Here is a 16,239-nt window from a genome sequence, read left to right on the forward strand (position 1 = left end):
TTATGCCGTTAAATTACCGTTCGATAGCCAGCAACGCATTTGTAGCGTTCTTTTCTCAAGGGATCAGTATGCTGCTAAGTGCCATGACGGCACTCCTTGTACCCAGGGTATTGGGAATTGACGAATTTGGTTACTGGCAACTCTTCATGTTCTACTCCAGCTACGTCGGCTTCTTCCATTTTGGGGTTAATGATGGAATTTATCTTATTAACGGAGGCACGCCTCGTTCCAAGCTCAATAAACGTGCGATCAACACCCAATTCATCATTGTGTCCGTATTTCAGACTTTCCTGGCCCTTATTCTGTTTTTCGCGGCAGGACAAGAATCATTCGTGCACGAACGCGTTTTCGTCCTTCAAGCGACTGCTGTTTTCTTTGTGCTCAATAATTTATCTAATTTTCTTGGTTTTCTGTTTCAAGCTATGAATGAGACAAAACTGTATTCATTTTCTGTTATTGTTGATCGTCTCAGTTTCTTGGTGCCACTGGTATACTTCCTGTTCTCAGCAGAGCAAAATTTTGAGTCATACATCGCGGCATATGTCATTTCGAAAACACTTTGTTTAGCCTATTGTTGCTACAATGCACGCGACATACTCACTGCAGGATTGAATTCGCCTAAGACTGGGGTACACGATACTGCCGTAAATATTCGTGCTGGTTTTAAACTTATGCTTGCAAATATATCAAGCATGCTGATATTGGGTATTACGCGTTTCCTTATTGATGCGAATTTTGGTATTCGAGTCTTTGGGAAAATCTCATTCGCTCTTTCGCTGGTAATATTCTTCCTCACTTTTATTTCACAGGGCAGTCTAGTTCTTTTCCCGGCTTTGCGGCAGAGCGGCAAGACAGAGTTGGAACGCTTTTTCTCAAACATCAGAGACCTTATGAGTTTGTTGCTGCCGTTGATCTATTTACTGTATTATCCGATGGTTTGGTTGATGGACTTATGGTTGCCGAATTATCAAGATGCACTCAATTATCTAGCACTGCTCCTTCCCATTTGCGTATTTGAGTGCCGAATGGATATCTGTTGTACGACATATCTCAAAGTGTTACGTCGTGAGAATTGGCTATTGTTGATTAACCTGCTCACCGTAGTCATTAGTTCGGGTGGAGCTTTACTTGGTGTGCATTACTTCCATTCCATTCACGTAATTCTTGCCTCAGCAGTTTTCGGCATAGTGCTGCGCAGCATAGTATCTGAATTATTGTTGTGCAGGATCATGGATGCGCCCTTTAAGGGAAGAATTATTCTTGGAGAGGTAGCCATCACTATTATTGTGATTCTACTGACCATTTGTGTCGGTCATGGTGTCGCCGGTTTCTTGGCTACAACTTTTACGCTTAGCATGTATTACATGTCGAATCGACGCACCTTTATTCACCTACTATCCACCGTGCACAACAGATTCTTATTGTATAAGAAGCGATAACAGCGATGCTGTATATTTATCTTTTTAAGGAGAAAATAATTTATACCAGGGCTCACAGCACAACCAGATCATGCGAGATATGATATGAAGATTCTCATCATTAATGACACGGCATCTGTTATCGGAGGAGCCGCATCTGTAGCTCTTGCCACGGCCCGGATACTTGCACATGCTGGGGTTGATGTTTGTTTTTTTGCAGCGAGTGGACCAATCGATTCATCCATCTCAAATAACCCACGCATCGATGTCGTAGTATCCAATCAACCATTATTCCTCGATGACTCTAACCGAATTCGCGGAGCCATTCGAGGACTGTACAACCGACAAGTAGCTCTTCAACTGCGAATATTGCTAAAACAAAACCCGGATATCAAAGTTGCACATGTCCATTCGTGGACAAAAGGATTGTCATCTTCCATCTTTGATGTGCTGCGCTCCTGTGGAATTCCTACCATAATCACGGCACATGATTATTTTCTTTCTTGCCCAAACGGGGGCTTTTACAATTATAAAACGAAGACCATATGCACGCTGCAACCGCTATCGGGCGCATGTATCAAATGTAATTGTGATAGAAGAAACGTGGCCCAGAAATACTATCGCGTTGTCAGATCCTTGATTCAGCGCCACGTGTTGACGAAATCGTATCCTACGGTCGTGCATGTTTCAGAGTTTTCCCGAAAAATTCTTTCTCAGACGATACCCGCTGCCAATGGGCCGGTAATTCATAATCCGATTAGTGTCTCCAAGCTAGCCAAAGTCGACTGTCCCAAGAACCGAGTTTATGCATATATCGGTCGCGTGGATCAAGAAAAAGGCGTGGAATTGTTCTGTAGAGCAGTAACAGATCTCCACCTTTCTGCAAGGGTTATAGGAACTGGAGACCAGATTGATGAGCTGTCTGATCGATATCCCAATATTCAGTTTCATGGCTGGGTGCCACAATCTGAGTTGCATTTGCACCTTCAAGATGTTCGCTGCTGCGTATTCCCGTCACTCTGGTATGAAAACGCTGGGCTTGTGCCATTAGAAATAATGCGCAGCTCGGCAATTCCATTTATCGTTTCTGACCGAACTGCAGCCAGTGAGTACATTCACCCCGGCAAAAATGGCCTATTCTTTCAAACTGGAAACCTCGAGTCGCTTATCGAAACGCTCAATACCTCACATAACGACAGCCTGATTGCCGAACTGCAAGAAAATATTTTGGTAGAAAGATGCCACAATCATTATCAAACCAAGGATTCATATTTGCAGCAGGTCATGCAGTTGTATAAACAAATCAGCGGTTCATTTCAAAAACACGAAGATTGACACGGAAAAATGGATGACTTTATCGTTTCAGTAATAATACCAACACTTGATGCCCAGGAGTGTATCCAGCAATTATTGCTCAGACTGCAACAACAAACTCAACGACCTGATGAAATCATTGTTGTCGATTCAAGCTCTTCGGATAACACAATTCATGAGGTGCGAAAAGTTCCCGGTATCACGCTGTTTCAAATCCCCCGTTCCCAGTTTAACCACGGCGGCACACGAGATTGGGCTTTGCGTCACAGCAAAGGAGATTTCGTCTTGTTTCTCACACAAGATGCCATGCCGAGCGACAATTACTATGTTGCCCGTCTTCTCCAACCCTTCTCAGATGGATTAGTCGCAATGACTTCCGGACGGCAACTACCGCGTGACGACGCAAGACCCTTCGAACGACTGATCCGACAACGCAATTACCCAAACAAACCGAGGGTTACTCATTTATCCGATGTCCCAATGCTTGGCATCAAAGCTTTCTTTGTTTCCGATGTCTGTGCCGCTTACAGGAGAGAGTTCTATTCTGCGGTCGGAGGCTTCGAACAATCAGTATTGACGAATGAGGACATGCTCATAGCCGCCAAGTTTTTACAATCAGATTATGCTATCGCATACCAGCCTTCTGCCACGGTGATTCACTCGCATAATCTCTCATTCCGCCAGCAATTCAGACGAAACTATCTAGAAGGTGTCGAAATTGCACGTCACTCTGAACTCTTGTCGAATGTCTCGCTCACATCAGAGGGCTTATCACTTGTCAAATATGTCGTGGCTGAACTATTTTCAACGAAACAATTTTTCGAATTGCCATGGTTCTTCTTGGACTGCTTTGCAAGGTTTGCAGGAAATAAACTTGGGTTGATACGCGGGAAGTTCATTTCAAAAAGATAAGAGGATATTAGAATTGTATTGACAGTGCAGTACTTTGCTAAATACCTGCCCGAGAATTCATGCCATTGAACAGTAATACTACCGAACACCTCACCCTCCACCCGAGGCAAACAGAGCGTCTGGAGCTCAGGACTCGACTCAATCAGTTCGCTCAAGAACTACGATCACACCTATGTACTGATGGGCGACTATAACTCCACATGGGATCATTCGATATTCCGATCGCTTCTCGGAAGCCGCTTCGTAGACTCCTCTGAACAGGCCGGCGAGGGTTTCCATATGACATACCCCGCCAATTCGGACCTCCCATCGGTTATCGAGATCGATCACATCGTGCATGACAAGGGCGTTGTAGTGGGAGATATGAAGACCGTCGAAATAGCGGGCAGCGACCACAAAGCGCTACTGGCGACTCTGGAAGCCACAGCAGACTGAGGGTGACTCGAGTTGGAGGCAAATCTCAGTATGACCCGACAGCGCGGAAAACCACAAGAACCGTTTTCAGCAGAATGACCAGATCACTGGTAAGTGACCAGTTCTCAATGTAGGTAACATCCAAGCGCTCAGCCTCCTCCTTGCTGAGATTTGAGCGACCGGATATCTGCCATGGCCCGGTAATGCCCGGTTTCACGAGCAGACGGGTGGAGTAGAGCATGTCATACTTCTCCACCTCGTATTTGCGTTGTGGACGAGGCCCTACCAGCGACATATCCCCCTTCAGCACATTGAAGAACTGGGGAAACTCATCAAGTGAGAATTTTCGAATGATCCGCCCCACTTTGGTAACGCGAGGGTCCTCTTTCAGCTTGAACAACGCTCCATATTCCTGACCGCTTTGAGCCGCGAGTTTCGCATCGAGTTGATCGGCGTTAAGCACCATAGACCTGAATTTGTAGCAGTCAAACGGAACTCCATTCTGGCCTATCCGTTCCTGCTTGTACAGCACGGGGCCGCCGTCCTCATGCTTGATGGCCAGAGCCACCGGAAGCATCACCAAAGGAACGCTGATCACAAGGGCAAAGAATGAACCTACGATATCGATAAGCCGTTTGACCAGTCTGATTGCCAGGGAATATTGGGGAAGACTCGCCGTCAGAACCTGCTGCTGGGCCGAATCCCTCAGATAAAGCTTGTGCCCGCTCAAATCCGCAACCGACACCGACACCGCCAGTTCGATGCCGAGGGATTCGATCGCCAACGAAAGAGCATGCAAAGTGACGGAGTCGCGTTCCAGTGTATCTGTGACCAGCACCGTCTGAACTCCCATATGCATGACGGTTCTTGGCAGATGGTTGGTGAATGGTATGACTTTCAGATCATCGGATCCGGCAACCGACGGATCAGCAATATACCGAGAGGCGACAATCTCCTCACGCCCGCGTTCCGTTTCGACGGTAATCGGGCATACAGCGACTGCTTCATAACCAAGCGCACTGCTGGCGACGAGACTGTGCAGTGTCTCATTGATCCCATCCGAGGAACCCAGTAGCACGGTGGAATATCTGCAGCGCCCCTTCGCCCTTTTCTGATGCAAAGACCTACGCATCAACCAGCGTGATATGCCCTCAAGCACGCCTGCCAGAGTTGGCGCGGCGATGATCGCTGTTCGGGGAAGATTGAGTTGCAGCATATATACCAGGCAGCTGGTCAGCACAACAGCTATTATGGTCGCATTGAATATCTTCGTGTACAACGCGTATCCATCGGCTACAACATGGCGCTGATAAGTACCGCAGAACAGCAGGCAGAGCAACCAGATACCACACTGAAGCGCAAGGAACACACCGACCGGCATCGAGTCTTCGAGTTTCATATAAGAATGCGGCCTGATCGACAGGCAGATGACCAGGGATAGCAGCATCGACACTAGATCCGTGGCGACAAGGGCAAGGACGAACCAGTAACGCCATACAGGTGTCTTATTGAAATACCGCCTGGTTTCAGAAGGTTTGAAGGAATCGGAGAAGACTGAGTTGCTGAACATCATTGTTCGCTGAGGTTTTGCCGGGTCATCAGGATGATCATCAGCCCCTGCCTGCGGTACATGGATCGCAGATGTCTCTTCTAGCACGAACGGCTCCTCTCCCCCGTGGTCAAAAAGTTCCTCTTCATGGGTCAATGTGCCACTGCCACGTGCTCTCATACACATCATTCCCTTATATCTTTCTGACCTTATTCAAGATACTCTAAGAAACCATCTTTACTGTAATAGTATGGTTGTCCCATTTGTTTGCCAACATCACTGACAGCATGGGCCGTCAGGATCAGTCTTCTCCGATCGTTCACGGCGAGAGCTCAGAGCGGTCTCGTCCAATTTTCCACGTTGTCGTTAAAGATCGCTCTGTGCCTAAAATGAGCCTGTGTCAAGATCGAACTCTTCCAAAACGCTGCATCGCCTGATCGCCCTGGGGCCGGCCACACGCGGCGTATTGGGTGCGGAGCTGGAGATCAGCGCCCCGACCGTGACCCGGGTGCTGCAACCGCTTCTGGAACGCGGCATGATCCGTCCGCTCGAACGGATCGGAGCGGAACCGCTCTCGGGGAAACCGGCCTATCAGGTGGGCATCGTGGAGTCCTACACCACATTCGTGGGTCTCAAGATAACTGATTCCTCGATATACGGCGCCGTGGTCGATATGGGTGGGTCCGTGCTGGCCCATGACGAAAGGGCTCTTTCCGATACGACGGTTCCGGCCGTGGTCGATACGGTTGTGGACCTGGTGTCCGCCCTTTCCGCTGATTTCACGATATCCGGTGTCGGCATAGGCATCGGAGGCCGGGTGAACTCCGGCAAGGTCATCTCCTCGGGTTTTCTGGGCTGGACGAATGTTGAACTCGAAAACATCCTGGAGCGCAGACTGGATGTCACCGTAACCGTCGCAAATGACGTTCAGGCATTCGCGCAGGCCGAGTCCTGGTGGGGATTCGCAGGCGGCCAACGCAGTTTCGTTCTGATCAGCGTTGGTTCCGGCATCGGCTGCTGCACGGTTATGGACGGGAATGTCTTCGAAGGGGAACATGGCTCCGCTGGAATGATCGGACATCTGCGGGTAGGCGACGGAGGGCCGACATGCGAGATGGGGCATGTGGGATGCGCGCGCGCATACGCTTCAAGCACCTGCATCCTCAGGTATCTGGAAAAGCAATATGGGATAAGCGAATCCTACGATAACTTCGTCACCCGAGCCACGGCGGGCTTCTCCCCCGAACGCGCGATCGGTGTCGCTGCGGTGGAGGCGGTGGCGCAATTGGTTTCCGGCGCCATCGGATTCCTCGACCCGAATACGGTTGTCGTTTCCGGGGATGGCATCAGCATGGTGATGGCATTCGAATCGGAATTCAGGAAAGCCATCTCCACATACCGTCACTGGGCGGGGGAAAAGGTCGACGTCCTGCTGCAGAAGATGGAATTCTCGGCCTGGGCGCGAGGGGGTGCCGCAGTCGCGATGGAGCGTTGGACCCAAGAGGCGCTGTAGACTCCGCAGATTCTGCGGCCCCGGCTCTGTGCCGATATCCGGTCTTCACGAATCACCGGCAGGCTTTCTGCAGCAATGCACGCATCGGTCGGATCAAGCCTGAAAAACAAAACAGGTATTTTCTTCGTGAAAATATGTGTTAGTATTTTTCATCAAGAAAAGATGTGGCAAACAGCAGCGTCAATCATTGCGAAATGCTTCGCCATCTCCTTTCTCGACGGCGTTGAAGCAGTCGCGGATCGCTCTCAAATCAAGGAGGATTGGGTTATGCCGGTTATCGTGCACGAGGAATCGCAGGAATTCCACCTGCAAACGAAGAATACGAGTTATCTGTTCCGGGTCATGGAGGACGGTACCTTGGGGCAGCTTTACTATGGAGCTCGCATTCCCGATAAGGTCTCGCACCAGTCACTGAGTAAATACGAATTCAGAATGATCCAACCCTGGCTGAGTGAGACCCATAAGGACTTCAGTCTGAACACCCTGAAACAGGAGTATCCGGGATTCGGGCACGGTGATTTCCGGATGCCCGCATTCCAGATCGCATATCCCGATGGGTCACGAATCACGGAATTCGTATATGAGGGATACGGCATAGAACAAGGCAAGCAACGGACAACCCCGATGCCCGCGTCATATGGCACCACCGGCGAATGCGATGTGCTGACCATCAGACTGGCAGAACAGCAGTCCGGTCTTCGTCTGCTCCTGGAGTATTCGGTCTTCCCCGCTGATGACGTGATCGTGCGAAGCGCCCATTTCGCGAACACCGGGCATGACACCCTCAATATCGAGAATGCCCTGAGCATGTCAATCGACCTTCCGGATTCCGAATACGAGATGTTGCAGATGTCCGGTTCCTGGGCGAGGGAGCGGCACCTGTTCACACGCAGGCTCAAGCCCGGAATCCAAAGCATCAGCAGTACGCGTGGCGCGAGCTCGGCGCAGCACAACCCCTTCCTCGCGCTGCTGCGCCCTGGCACCACCGAGGATACCGGCGACGTCTACGGCTTCAGCCTGGTGTATTCGGGAAGTTTCATCGCCCAAGTGGAAGTCGACGATTATGACGTGGCCAGGGTCGGGATGGGCATCAACCCCTTCGAATTCTCCTGGACCCTCGATCCGGGCGAACGATTCGATACACCGGAGTCGATACTGACCTTCAGCGAATCTGGACTCGGCGGTATGTCCGCCAACCTCCACCACTTCCTCTCGGAGCATCTGATCAACCCCGCTTGGCGAGGCACCGAACGTCCGATACTGATCAACAACTGGGAGGCCACGTATTTCAACTTCGATGAGAAGAAGCTCGTCACCCTCGCACGGCAGGCGAAACAACTCGGCATTGAAATGCTCGTACTGGATGACGGTTGGTTCGGACACCGCAACGACTCCACCACCTCGGTCGGCGATTGGCATGTCGACACATCAAAGCTCCCGGAAGGACTTGGACACCTCGCACAGGAGATCCACTCCGAAGGCATGAAATTCGGACTGTGGTTCGAACCCGAGATGGTCTCCGAAGAAAGCGAACTCTTCAAAGCCCACCCCGACTGGGCCATAGCCGTGCCCGGAAGGCGCAGGAGCCCGAGCAGATCGCAGTTCGTTCTGGATATGTCCCGTCAGGAGATCGTCGACTATCTCTTCGACCGTATCGCGGATGCCATCGATCAGACGAATCTGGACTACATCAAGTGGGATATGAACCGGCATATCACCGAATCGTTCTCAAACGCATTGCCTCCCGAGCGCCAGCTGGAGTTGGGGCACCGCTACATCATGGGTGTGTACCAGCTGTACGACCGTCTGACGAAGCAATATCCACATGTGCTGTTCGAATCCTGTTCAAGCGGTGGTGGACGCTTCGACCCGGGCATGCTCGCATACGCGCCCCAGGCCTGGACCAGTGATGATACCGACGCTGTCGAACGGTTGAAGATCCAGTGGGGCACCTCACTTGCCTACCCCTTGTGCACGATGGGCTCCCACGTGTCCGCCGTGCCGAACCACCAGGTCAATCGGATCACGCCACTCAAAACCCGTGGAGACACCGCCTTCTTCGGTCTGCTGGGATATGAGTTGGACATCACCAAGCTGGATGAGGAGGAGCGCGCGGCGATATCCGATCAAGTGACGTTCTACAAAAGCCACCGGGCCCTGTTCCAATACGGCGACTTCATCAGGATCACCTCACCATATGAAGGCGATGGGAACATCACATCCTGGGGCGTCGTCGATCCGCAGCGTGATATGGGTATCTTCGCGCTGTACCAGGTCCTCGCCAAACCGAATGACCGCTACCATCGCTTCATATTCAAAGGGCTCGACCCCGATAAGTCATACACCGTGAACGAATCGGACGAGCACTTCGCAGGTTCCGAACTGATGCATGCCGGAATCGTGCTGGATCAACTCTTCGGAGTGCGCAAACAACTTGATCGCACCTTCGATTTCACCTCACGCATGTTCATCGTCGAATCGGTAGAAAGGTAATAGACGTCATGAATTCCGCAAAATCAATATTCCAAAAATTCGCAGTACTGTCCATATCTCTGGTCCTCACCAGTTCCTATGTCATTTCGGTGAGTCTTCCGGACATGAAGAAGACCTTCACTGGGATGTCCACGAGTTCCGTCGAGCTGCTTTCGACCCTCCCGGCATTCACCGTGATGATCTTCGTGCTGATCAGTGGATGGATGACGGAGAAGATCGGCAACAAGAAAACCGTGGCCCTCGGCCTCATCATCGTGGGTCTGGCGGGTATCGTTCCGGTCTTCGCCACCAGCTACGGCGTGATTTTCGCCTCCCGTCTGGTACTTGGAGCCGGTCTCGGCCTGTTCAACTCGCTTGCCGTATCGATGATCGGCTTCCTCTATGAGGGCAAGACCAAGGCCTCCCTGATGGGTCTGCGCTCGGCCTTCGAGAATCTCGGACAATCCTTCCTGATCTTCGTGGCAGGATTCCTGCTCACCGTCAGCTGGCACGCCACATTCTGGGTGTATGCACTGGCCTTCGTCATCCTTCCGATCTTCTATTTCGGTGTTCCGGATACCCGTCGCGACGTTGAGGTGAAGGAAAAGGGCAAGGCGGATGTGCATCAGCACATCAACATCAAGGTTATCGGCCTTGCCGTGTTCTTCTTCTTCCTGGTGATGATCCATATCGCCATCATCGTCCATCTGCCCTTCGTCGTGACCGAGAACGGATTCGGCACCGCGGCCCAAGCCGGGGTGATCACCAGCTCCATGACGATTCTCGGCGTGATAGCCGCGATTTTCTACGGCCAGATCTATGACGTACTCAGGCAGTACATCATTCCGATAGGCATGGTCTGCCTGGCGATAGGCGTCCTGATCATGGGATTGGCAAACGGCTACGTCATGACCTTTGCGGGTGCCCTGGTCTTCGGCGTCGCTTACCCGCTCATCGCAGCGGATATGTTCAACAAAGTATCGACGGTCTCCTCACCGAACTCGGAGACGTTGACCGCATCCGTCATGCTGATCGGCACCAACTGCGGCGCGCTGCTGGCGCCGTACGGCGTTGCCGGGCTGAGCGCCCTGATCGGGGACAGCGTGGGCAACCGCATGTTCGTGCTCCTCGGTGCGATTCTGATTGCCGTCACCATCGGAGCATTCGTCATCGCGCTGCGCTCACGGAAGGCGGAGAAGAAGGCCGTCGAGCAATAGAGCGCCACCTGTTCATCGTCATTGTGCCCTGCCCGGCCAACATCATATTCGCCGAGCAGGGCTCAATCGCTATTGAGGAAGCATGCAAGAAGCATCATGGATGGAATCGTCCCGCACGAACGGCAGCCTTATTGCAGATCAGCCGACTGCAGCTCGGCCTCGCGCGCACGGCGTTCCGCCAGCTCGGCTTTGATCTGTGGTTCCATTTTTTCGAATCTCCGATAGAAGAGCATAAGGATGCCCACAACCACATAGACGATGATCGGAAGCCAGATGAAGCAGAAACTGATGGCATCGAGCGAGGCCTGGCTTTGCCTGGCGTTCGCCACATACCCCGCGCCGCTCATGATCCTCAGAGGCACGAAGGCGCCGAAGCCCGATCCCACTTGGATGCAGAAGGCCGACCCCACCGCTGTCAGGAACCCGGCCGCGTGAACGCCGGTCTTCCACTCGCCGTAATCGACCGTATCCGACAGCATCGCGAATGGCATGCCGACGGCGATGGCCGCACCGAAAACACCTATGGTCCAGAAAATGACGGCCAGCACCACATCCGAACCCGCCAAGGGCATGAGGGCCTGGCCGACGATGCCTATTCCCAAGCCGATGAGCATGGTGAGCGTTTTGTTGTTGGTCTTCTTCACCAGAACAGGCATGCAGAAGGTGGCCAGAAGTCCAAGCACCTGAACCCCGTTGAACCATGAGGTGAGGTTCTCATTACCCAGATTGTATTTGGCGTAATATACGGCCACACCGTTCCGAGTCGATTGCGCGACCCAGTAGATCATGAAAGAGACGACAAGGATGATCCACGGCCAGTTGCCCTTCGCCGCCTTCAGCGAATCCTTGAAAGGAATCGGTTTCTGCACCTCTGGATGATAGTTTCGTTCATTGAGGTTCCTGAAGGCGAATATCAGCAGGACAATCGCCACGACGCCGAACAAGGCGGTGACAATCATGAAGCCCGCTTTGTCATTGGCCGTTCCGCCACCCACCAAGGTGCCGAAGAAACCCACCAGAGGGATGCAGAACGCCGAGGTGATGAATGAACCGATGGAGCCACCTGCCATACGGAAGGTATTGGCGCTGATACGTTCCGTCGGATCGGAAGTGAGATTCGGCAGGATAGCGGTTATCGGGGTTTGGATTCCGGTGTACACCGCGCCGGCGGCCAGGATATAGGTGATCAGGGCGTAGATGAATTTCGGGGAGCCGTCGGGAAGATCCGGGGCGGTGAAGGCCAACCAGACGGTGACGGCGAAGGGGACGGCGAGCCACAGGAACCAGGGTTCGGCTCTGCCCCATTTGGTCTGCGTATGGTCAACGATCGACCCCCAGATCGGAGCGCTGATGGCATCCGCAAAACGGGCCACCAATAGAATCGTGCCTGCGCCAAGCGCCGATTCCGCCGGAAGTCCGAAGACATCCGTGTAAAAATACATGATGTATGACGAAATCGTCACGTATAGCAGATTGCCCGCCATATCAGTGAAAGAGTAGGCGATTTTCTCTTTTAACGGCAGTCTTACCGCTGAAGCGTCTTTGCTTGTTGCACTCATTATTCCTTCTTTGCCATCTTGTAAGAGGCGCACTTGGCAATACGCCAGCGTGAACGCTGCCGTTTCTGGGCGCCCTGTTGTGTCTGCCGCTGTTCCACGCAGCGGGTATATCGGTGAAAATCAGATGTCGGAGTCGAACCAGACCTGCATGCGGTCAACCGTGCGGTTCGCCCAGGCATAGTATGGGATCATCTTCAGCTCTTCCGCATTCTCAGCAGGTGCGTGCCTGCTCGCATTCATATACAGGGGAGCCTCAGTCCCGTCATCGTCAAGCCTGAACGCCGGGGCTTTGATCACGACCACGCCCTCAAGCTCATTGGCCGAGTACTCGACATGAGACTGCGGGGCCGTGCCACTCGGTACCCTGTAGTTCCAGAGCGGCGCCACGTTATCCGATTCCTCCGCGCAGAACACCACCGGGCCACGCATGATGGCGACTTTCCGCACATCATGACGTACGGCACTATTGGCTCGAACAGCCCTGACCGACATATCCAGACTCAATGCGATGCTCGTCGAGCCCGGACGGATGCCGATGGACGCAAACCCATCCCTCACCGCAGGCTGGGAGGATTCAGACCCGTTGATGGTGATGCCATAACCATCAGAGGACCACTCCGGGATACGGATCAGAAGTTTCGCAGGGGCGACGCCATCGGGAACGGTGACGGTGAAGTGGATGTGCCCATCCCACGGAAAATTCGATTCCTGCTTGATCCTGATACCGTCAAAGAACTCGGCGTCATTGGCGATGAACTGATGGGCCACGATTTCACGCCTGTCCTCGTGGACCGCGTAGATGTAGCGATCTATCGACGCTATGAGACGGGCTATATTCGCGGGGCAGCAGGCGCAGCCGAACCATTCGGCGCGACGCATCAGCACGTGTGCCCGGTCCGGATTGTTGCGCGAGGCCTGCGGGTCCGCCTCCAGGGGATTCACATAAAAGAAGTGCTGCCCGTCAAGCGCCATCCCTGAAATGGCACCGTTGAATATCTCCCGTTCCAGAATATCGCCGTATTCACCTCTGCTCTCGATCTCCAGCATCTGCCGGGCCGCGAAGCAGAGCCCCACCGAAGCGCAGGACTCGGCGTAAAGCGTGTCGTTCGGCAGATCGTAGTCGTAGGTGAAGGCCTCCCCCACATGAGTCGAGCCGATTCCTCCCGTCACATACATGCGCCGGCGAACGATATCCGCCCACAGACGCTCCGCCGTCGCCTTGAGTTTCTCATCATGCGTCAGTCGGGCCACATGGGCTATGCCGGTCAGCAGATAGACCGCTCGAACCGCATGCCCTTCGGCAGTGTTCTGTTCGTTGATCGGACGTGCCGTCTGGGTGTACTCGTGTGTCCAAGCGCGCATCTGCGGGAATATATCCGTTGAGCCGTCACCGATTTCCGCATTCTGTTTATCGTAGAAATCCGGATCCTGGCCACGCACCTTGATGAAGAACACCGCCAATTTCAGGTATCTGTCATCACGGGTCACCTCATACAGCCTCGCCAGAGCCAACTCGATCTCAGGATGCCCATCCGCACCGTGGATCTTGCCCTCTTCCTCGCCGAAATGCCGGTCCAGGCAGTCACCCATTCTTTTGGCGATCTCCAAGGCCTGTTCGTTTCCCGTCGCTTCGTAATAGGCGACACCCGCCTCGATGTAGTGACCCATCACGTACATCTCGTGGGACTGCTGAAGCTGGGTGAAAGGCCGGCGTCCGGCGAATGCACCGGATCCGATCAGGTATGGCGTATCCAGATAACCATCAGAGCGTTGGGCCCTTGCGATCAGATCAATCAGACGGTCGCACAGCTCTTGCAAGCCCTCGTCGGCTTTGTAGACAAGGGAGTAGGCAGCCTCCTCAAGCCATTTGTACACATCGGAGTCCTGAAAGACGAAACCTTTGAAATCGGACTGGATATCACCTGCCGCCACACGGAGGTTGCGCACGGCATGGCTCCATGTGCTGTCAATGTCCTGCACCGACCCTGAAGGGTCATCCGGAATCTCTATCTCCCTCTCGTCATTGATGACCTCCCACTGATAAGGGATAACTTTGTCCACGACTTTGCCACGGTAACGTTCCCAGAACGGGGAGGTCACGGTCACATGCATGCTCACGAGTAGCGTCCTTTCCACCTGTTACGAAGAACCGTCCCTGCTCTGCTTTGAGCCGGCAGGAAATCCGCGAAGATCGCCCGCCCCGGCCTTCTTGAACACATCGTAAGGAGCGGCCCATGCGGGCATGAAGAGGTTTCATGAATGCGAAAATTTTCACTAGTCTATGCATTATGGATTCAAAACCCACACTGAAGGATGTGGCTGCGCTTGCAAACGTGTCCGTCTCCACCGCCTCCAAAGCATTGCATCACACCGAACGCATATCCGCGAGGACGCAGCGGATCGTATTCGCCGCGGCGGAGAGCATCGGATACCGGAAATCCAACGAGGGAAGACCGACGCGAGCGCACTCCGGCCTGATCGGTCTGGTGACATCCGACTACAACGGACGCTTCGCGCTTCCGATGCTGAACGGGGCGGAATCCACCCTTGGGGCATCGAATCACGCCGCTCTGCTCATGAGCTCCAGAGGTAGCCCATCACTCGAAAAGAGCCATATCGACCAGCTTGCTGCCCAAGGCGTGGATGGGCTGATCATGATTCAGGACACCACCGGTCCCAGAGATGCCCTGAGCCTCTCCGAAACCAGGGGCTTGCCGGTCATCTATGCGTATGCCCCTTCCTCCGACGAGGATGATTGCAGCATCATCTGCGATAACGTCGGAGCCGGGTTCCAGGCGATTGAGTATTTGCTCAGTCTTGGCCGCAGACGCATAGCCGTCATCGCAGGCACCGAGAGCTTCCAGGCTTCGAAGGACCGCGTCGAGGGAGCCCTGCGAGCTTTCAGATACTACGACGAGCAAGCCGTTGACATCATGTATGACATCTGGAGTGAGGAATGGGGCGAACACGCGGCATTGTCGCTGCTCGATCGATTCGGGGATGTGGACGCCCTGTACTGTTTGAGCGATGAGATCGCCCGGGGCGCGATACATGGAATCATGCAGCGTGGCTTGTCGGTGCCGAAAGACGTCGCCGTGATCGGGCATGACAACTGGTTCGTCTTCAGTACGAATTCGCATCCCACACTCACCACCTTTGACAACAACATCGAGACCATAGGCAAGATCTCGGCGCAATACCTGATTGATGCCATACACGGGCATCCGCATCACGGCATCACCACGGTCGAGTGTCCGATGATCGTGCGCGAATCCACGGAAGCATCACGAAAGACGCCGCTGCAGGGCAGCGGGAAAATATTCTCTCATAACAGCAAACGGCGAGGCAGATGACGGAGGATATGCGAAGGACCCGGTCCTTTTGGCCTCACCCACATTCATGCCGTGTCGGAACAGCGGATACCCGAGGATGATGCACCGCCGAGGCGCCCACGGCAGTGATATTTCGTCGCCCCAGTGACAGTGAGTGGCCGATCACGGCACAAAAACCGAGTGTTACTTACACAGTCGAATATCCCTTATCGCACGGCACCCAGTGCAATCCATACCCCGGTTTTCACTCAACGACGATGAGGCTGATATCCGGGTATCGGGGGAGTCTTCTCACCAGACATCATGGCTTTCGTGTCGGAGTGTCGCGATCACAGGATGATCGCCAGGGATATTGTCGAGGACAAACGACGTCGACCTCATTCAGTGATCGAACTTGCACAATCCTGTCGACGGAAGACCCTCATCTGAGGATTGCGGGGATCACCATCAAGCGCACTTTCGAATCCGGTATTCGACACGTCATGCATCCCGATCACGGGATCGGGAGCGCCCATTGACGGCATCGCGCCGAACTCCCT

At 53.4% G+C, this 16,239-nt stretch carries 11 protein-coding genes; 8 read left to right on the forward strand and 3 right to left on the reverse strand.

What is annotated here, in order from left to right; all coding sequences use genetic code 11:
- Positions 1 to 2: 2 nt before the first annotated feature.
- The 4 genes from BPSY_RS01950 (at position 3) to BPSY_RS01970 (ending at position 4,079) form a co-directional block, all read left to right on the forward strand.
- Complete coding sequence (locus BPSY_RS01950) at positions 3 to 1,439, forward strand: lipopolysaccharide biosynthesis protein (RefSeq protein ID WP_033495621.1); 1,437 nt, start codon at positions 3 to 5, stop codon at positions 1,437 to 1,439.
- A gap of 84 nt (positions 1,440 to 1,523) precedes the next feature.
- Entirely contained in the window at positions 1,524 to 2,753 is a 1,230-nt protein-coding gene (locus BPSY_RS11315; protein ID WP_081884097.1) for a glycosyltransferase, read from the forward strand.
- Between the two features lie 9 nt (positions 2,754 to 2,762).
- The gene (locus BPSY_RS01965) at positions 2,763 to 3,644 is read left to right on the forward strand and encodes a glycosyltransferase family 2 protein (protein ID WP_033495625.1); all 882 of its coding nucleotides are present in this window, start codon (positions 2,763 to 2,765) and stop codon (positions 3,642 to 3,644) included.
- Between the two features lie 75 nt (positions 3,645 to 3,719).
- Positions 3,720 to 4,079: an endonuclease/exonuclease/phosphatase family protein gene (locus BPSY_RS01970; RefSeq protein ID WP_338010508.1), complete on the forward strand. Its 360-nt coding sequence runs from the start codon at positions 3,720 to 3,722 to the stop codon at positions 4,077 to 4,079.
- 25 nt (positions 4,080 to 4,104) lie between these two features.
- Here the strand turns inward: BPSY_RS01970 and BPSY_RS01975 are convergent, their stop codons facing one another.
- Positions 4,105 to 5,763, reverse strand: coding sequence for a sugar transferase (locus BPSY_RS01975; protein ID WP_162178430.1), 1,659 nt, complete (start codon positions 5,761 to 5,763; stop codon positions 4,105 to 4,107).
- A 241-nt stretch (positions 5,764 to 6,004) separates the two neighbouring features.
- Between BPSY_RS01975 and BPSY_RS01980 the strand changes: the two genes are divergently transcribed.
- The 3 genes from BPSY_RS01980 (at position 6,005) to BPSY_RS01990 (ending at position 10,809) form a co-directional block, all read left to right on the forward strand.
- Positions 6,005 to 7,120, forward strand: coding sequence for an ROK family protein (locus BPSY_RS01980; protein ID WP_033495631.1), 1,116 nt, complete (start codon positions 6,005 to 6,007; stop codon positions 7,118 to 7,120).
- Positions 7,121 to 7,387: 267 nt separating this feature from the next.
- The gene (locus tag BPSY_RS01985) at positions 7,388 to 9,613 is read left to right on the forward strand and encodes an alpha-galactosidase (protein ID WP_033495777.1); all 2,226 of its coding nucleotides are present in this window, start codon (positions 7,388 to 7,390) and stop codon (positions 9,611 to 9,613) included.
- An 8-nt stretch (positions 9,614 to 9,621) separates the two neighbouring features.
- Positions 9,622 to 10,809, forward strand: coding sequence for an MFS transporter (locus BPSY_RS01990; RefSeq protein ID WP_051921470.1), 1,188 nt, complete (start codon positions 9,622 to 9,624; stop codon positions 10,807 to 10,809).
- Positions 10,810 to 10,937: 128 nt separating this feature from the next.
- On the opposite strand, the gene BPSY_RS01995 is transcribed toward BPSY_RS01990, so the two are convergent.
- Together BPSY_RS01995 and BPSY_RS02000 are read right to left on the reverse strand one after the other, a co-directional pair.
- Entirely contained in the window at positions 10,938 to 12,368 is a 1,431-nt protein-coding gene (locus tag BPSY_RS01995; protein ID WP_034886615.1) for a glycoside-pentoside-hexuronide (GPH):cation symporter, read from the reverse strand.
- A gap of 120 nt (positions 12,369 to 12,488) precedes the next feature.
- A complete protein-coding gene (locus BPSY_RS02000; protein WP_033495632.1) occupies positions 12,489 to 14,480 on the reverse strand; it encodes a glycoside hydrolase family 127 protein in 1,992 nt (663 codons plus the stop codon).
- Between the two features lie 176 nt (positions 14,481 to 14,656).
- On the opposite strand from BPSY_RS02000, the gene BPSY_RS02005 reads away from it, so the two are divergent.
- Entirely contained in the window at positions 14,657 to 15,721 is a 1,065-nt protein-coding gene (locus tag BPSY_RS02005) for a LacI family DNA-binding transcriptional regulator (protein WP_051921471.1), read from the forward strand.
- Positions 15,722 to 16,239 lie beyond the last annotated feature (518 nt).

Origin of the sequence: Bifidobacterium psychraerophilum (genome assembly GCF_000741705.1) — a bacterium.
Classification (GTDB): domain Bacteria; phylum Actinomycetota; class Actinomycetes; order Actinomycetales; family Bifidobacteriaceae; genus Bombiscardovia; species Bombiscardovia psychraerophila.

What these genes read in the sequence shown, in the direction of transcription:
- BPSY_RS01950 (WP_033495621.1), top strand. Translation starts at nt 3, where the DNA reads ATGCCGTTAAATTACCGTTCGATAGCCAGCAACGCATTTGTAGCGTTC.
- BPSY_RS11315 (WP_081884097.1), top strand. Translation starts at nt 1,524, where the DNA reads ATGAAGATTCTCATCATTAATGACACGGCATCTGTTATCGGAGGAGCC.
- BPSY_RS01965 (WP_033495625.1), top strand. Translation starts at nt 2,763, where the DNA reads ATGGATGACTTTATCGTTTCAGTAATAATACCAACACTTGATGCCCAG.
- BPSY_RS01985 (WP_033495777.1), top strand. Translation starts at nt 7,388, where the DNA reads ATGCCGGTTATCGTGCACGAGGAATCGCAGGAATTCCACCTGCAAACG.
- BPSY_RS01990 (WP_051921470.1), top strand. Translation starts at nt 9,622, where the DNA reads ATGAATTCCGCAAAATCAATATTCCAAAAATTCGCAGTACTGTCCATA.
- BPSY_RS01995 (WP_034886615.1), bottom strand. Translation starts at nt 12,368, where the DNA reads ATGAGTGCAACAAGCAAAGACGCTTCAGCGGTAAGACTGCCGTTAAAA.
- BPSY_RS02000 (WP_033495632.1), bottom strand. Translation starts at nt 14,480, where the DNA reads ATGCATGTGACCGTGACCTCCCCGTTCTGGGAACGTTACCGTGGCAAA.
- BPSY_RS02005 (WP_051921471.1), top strand. Translation starts at nt 14,657, where the DNA reads ATGGATTCAAAACCCACACTGAAGGATGTGGCTGCGCTTGCAAACGTG.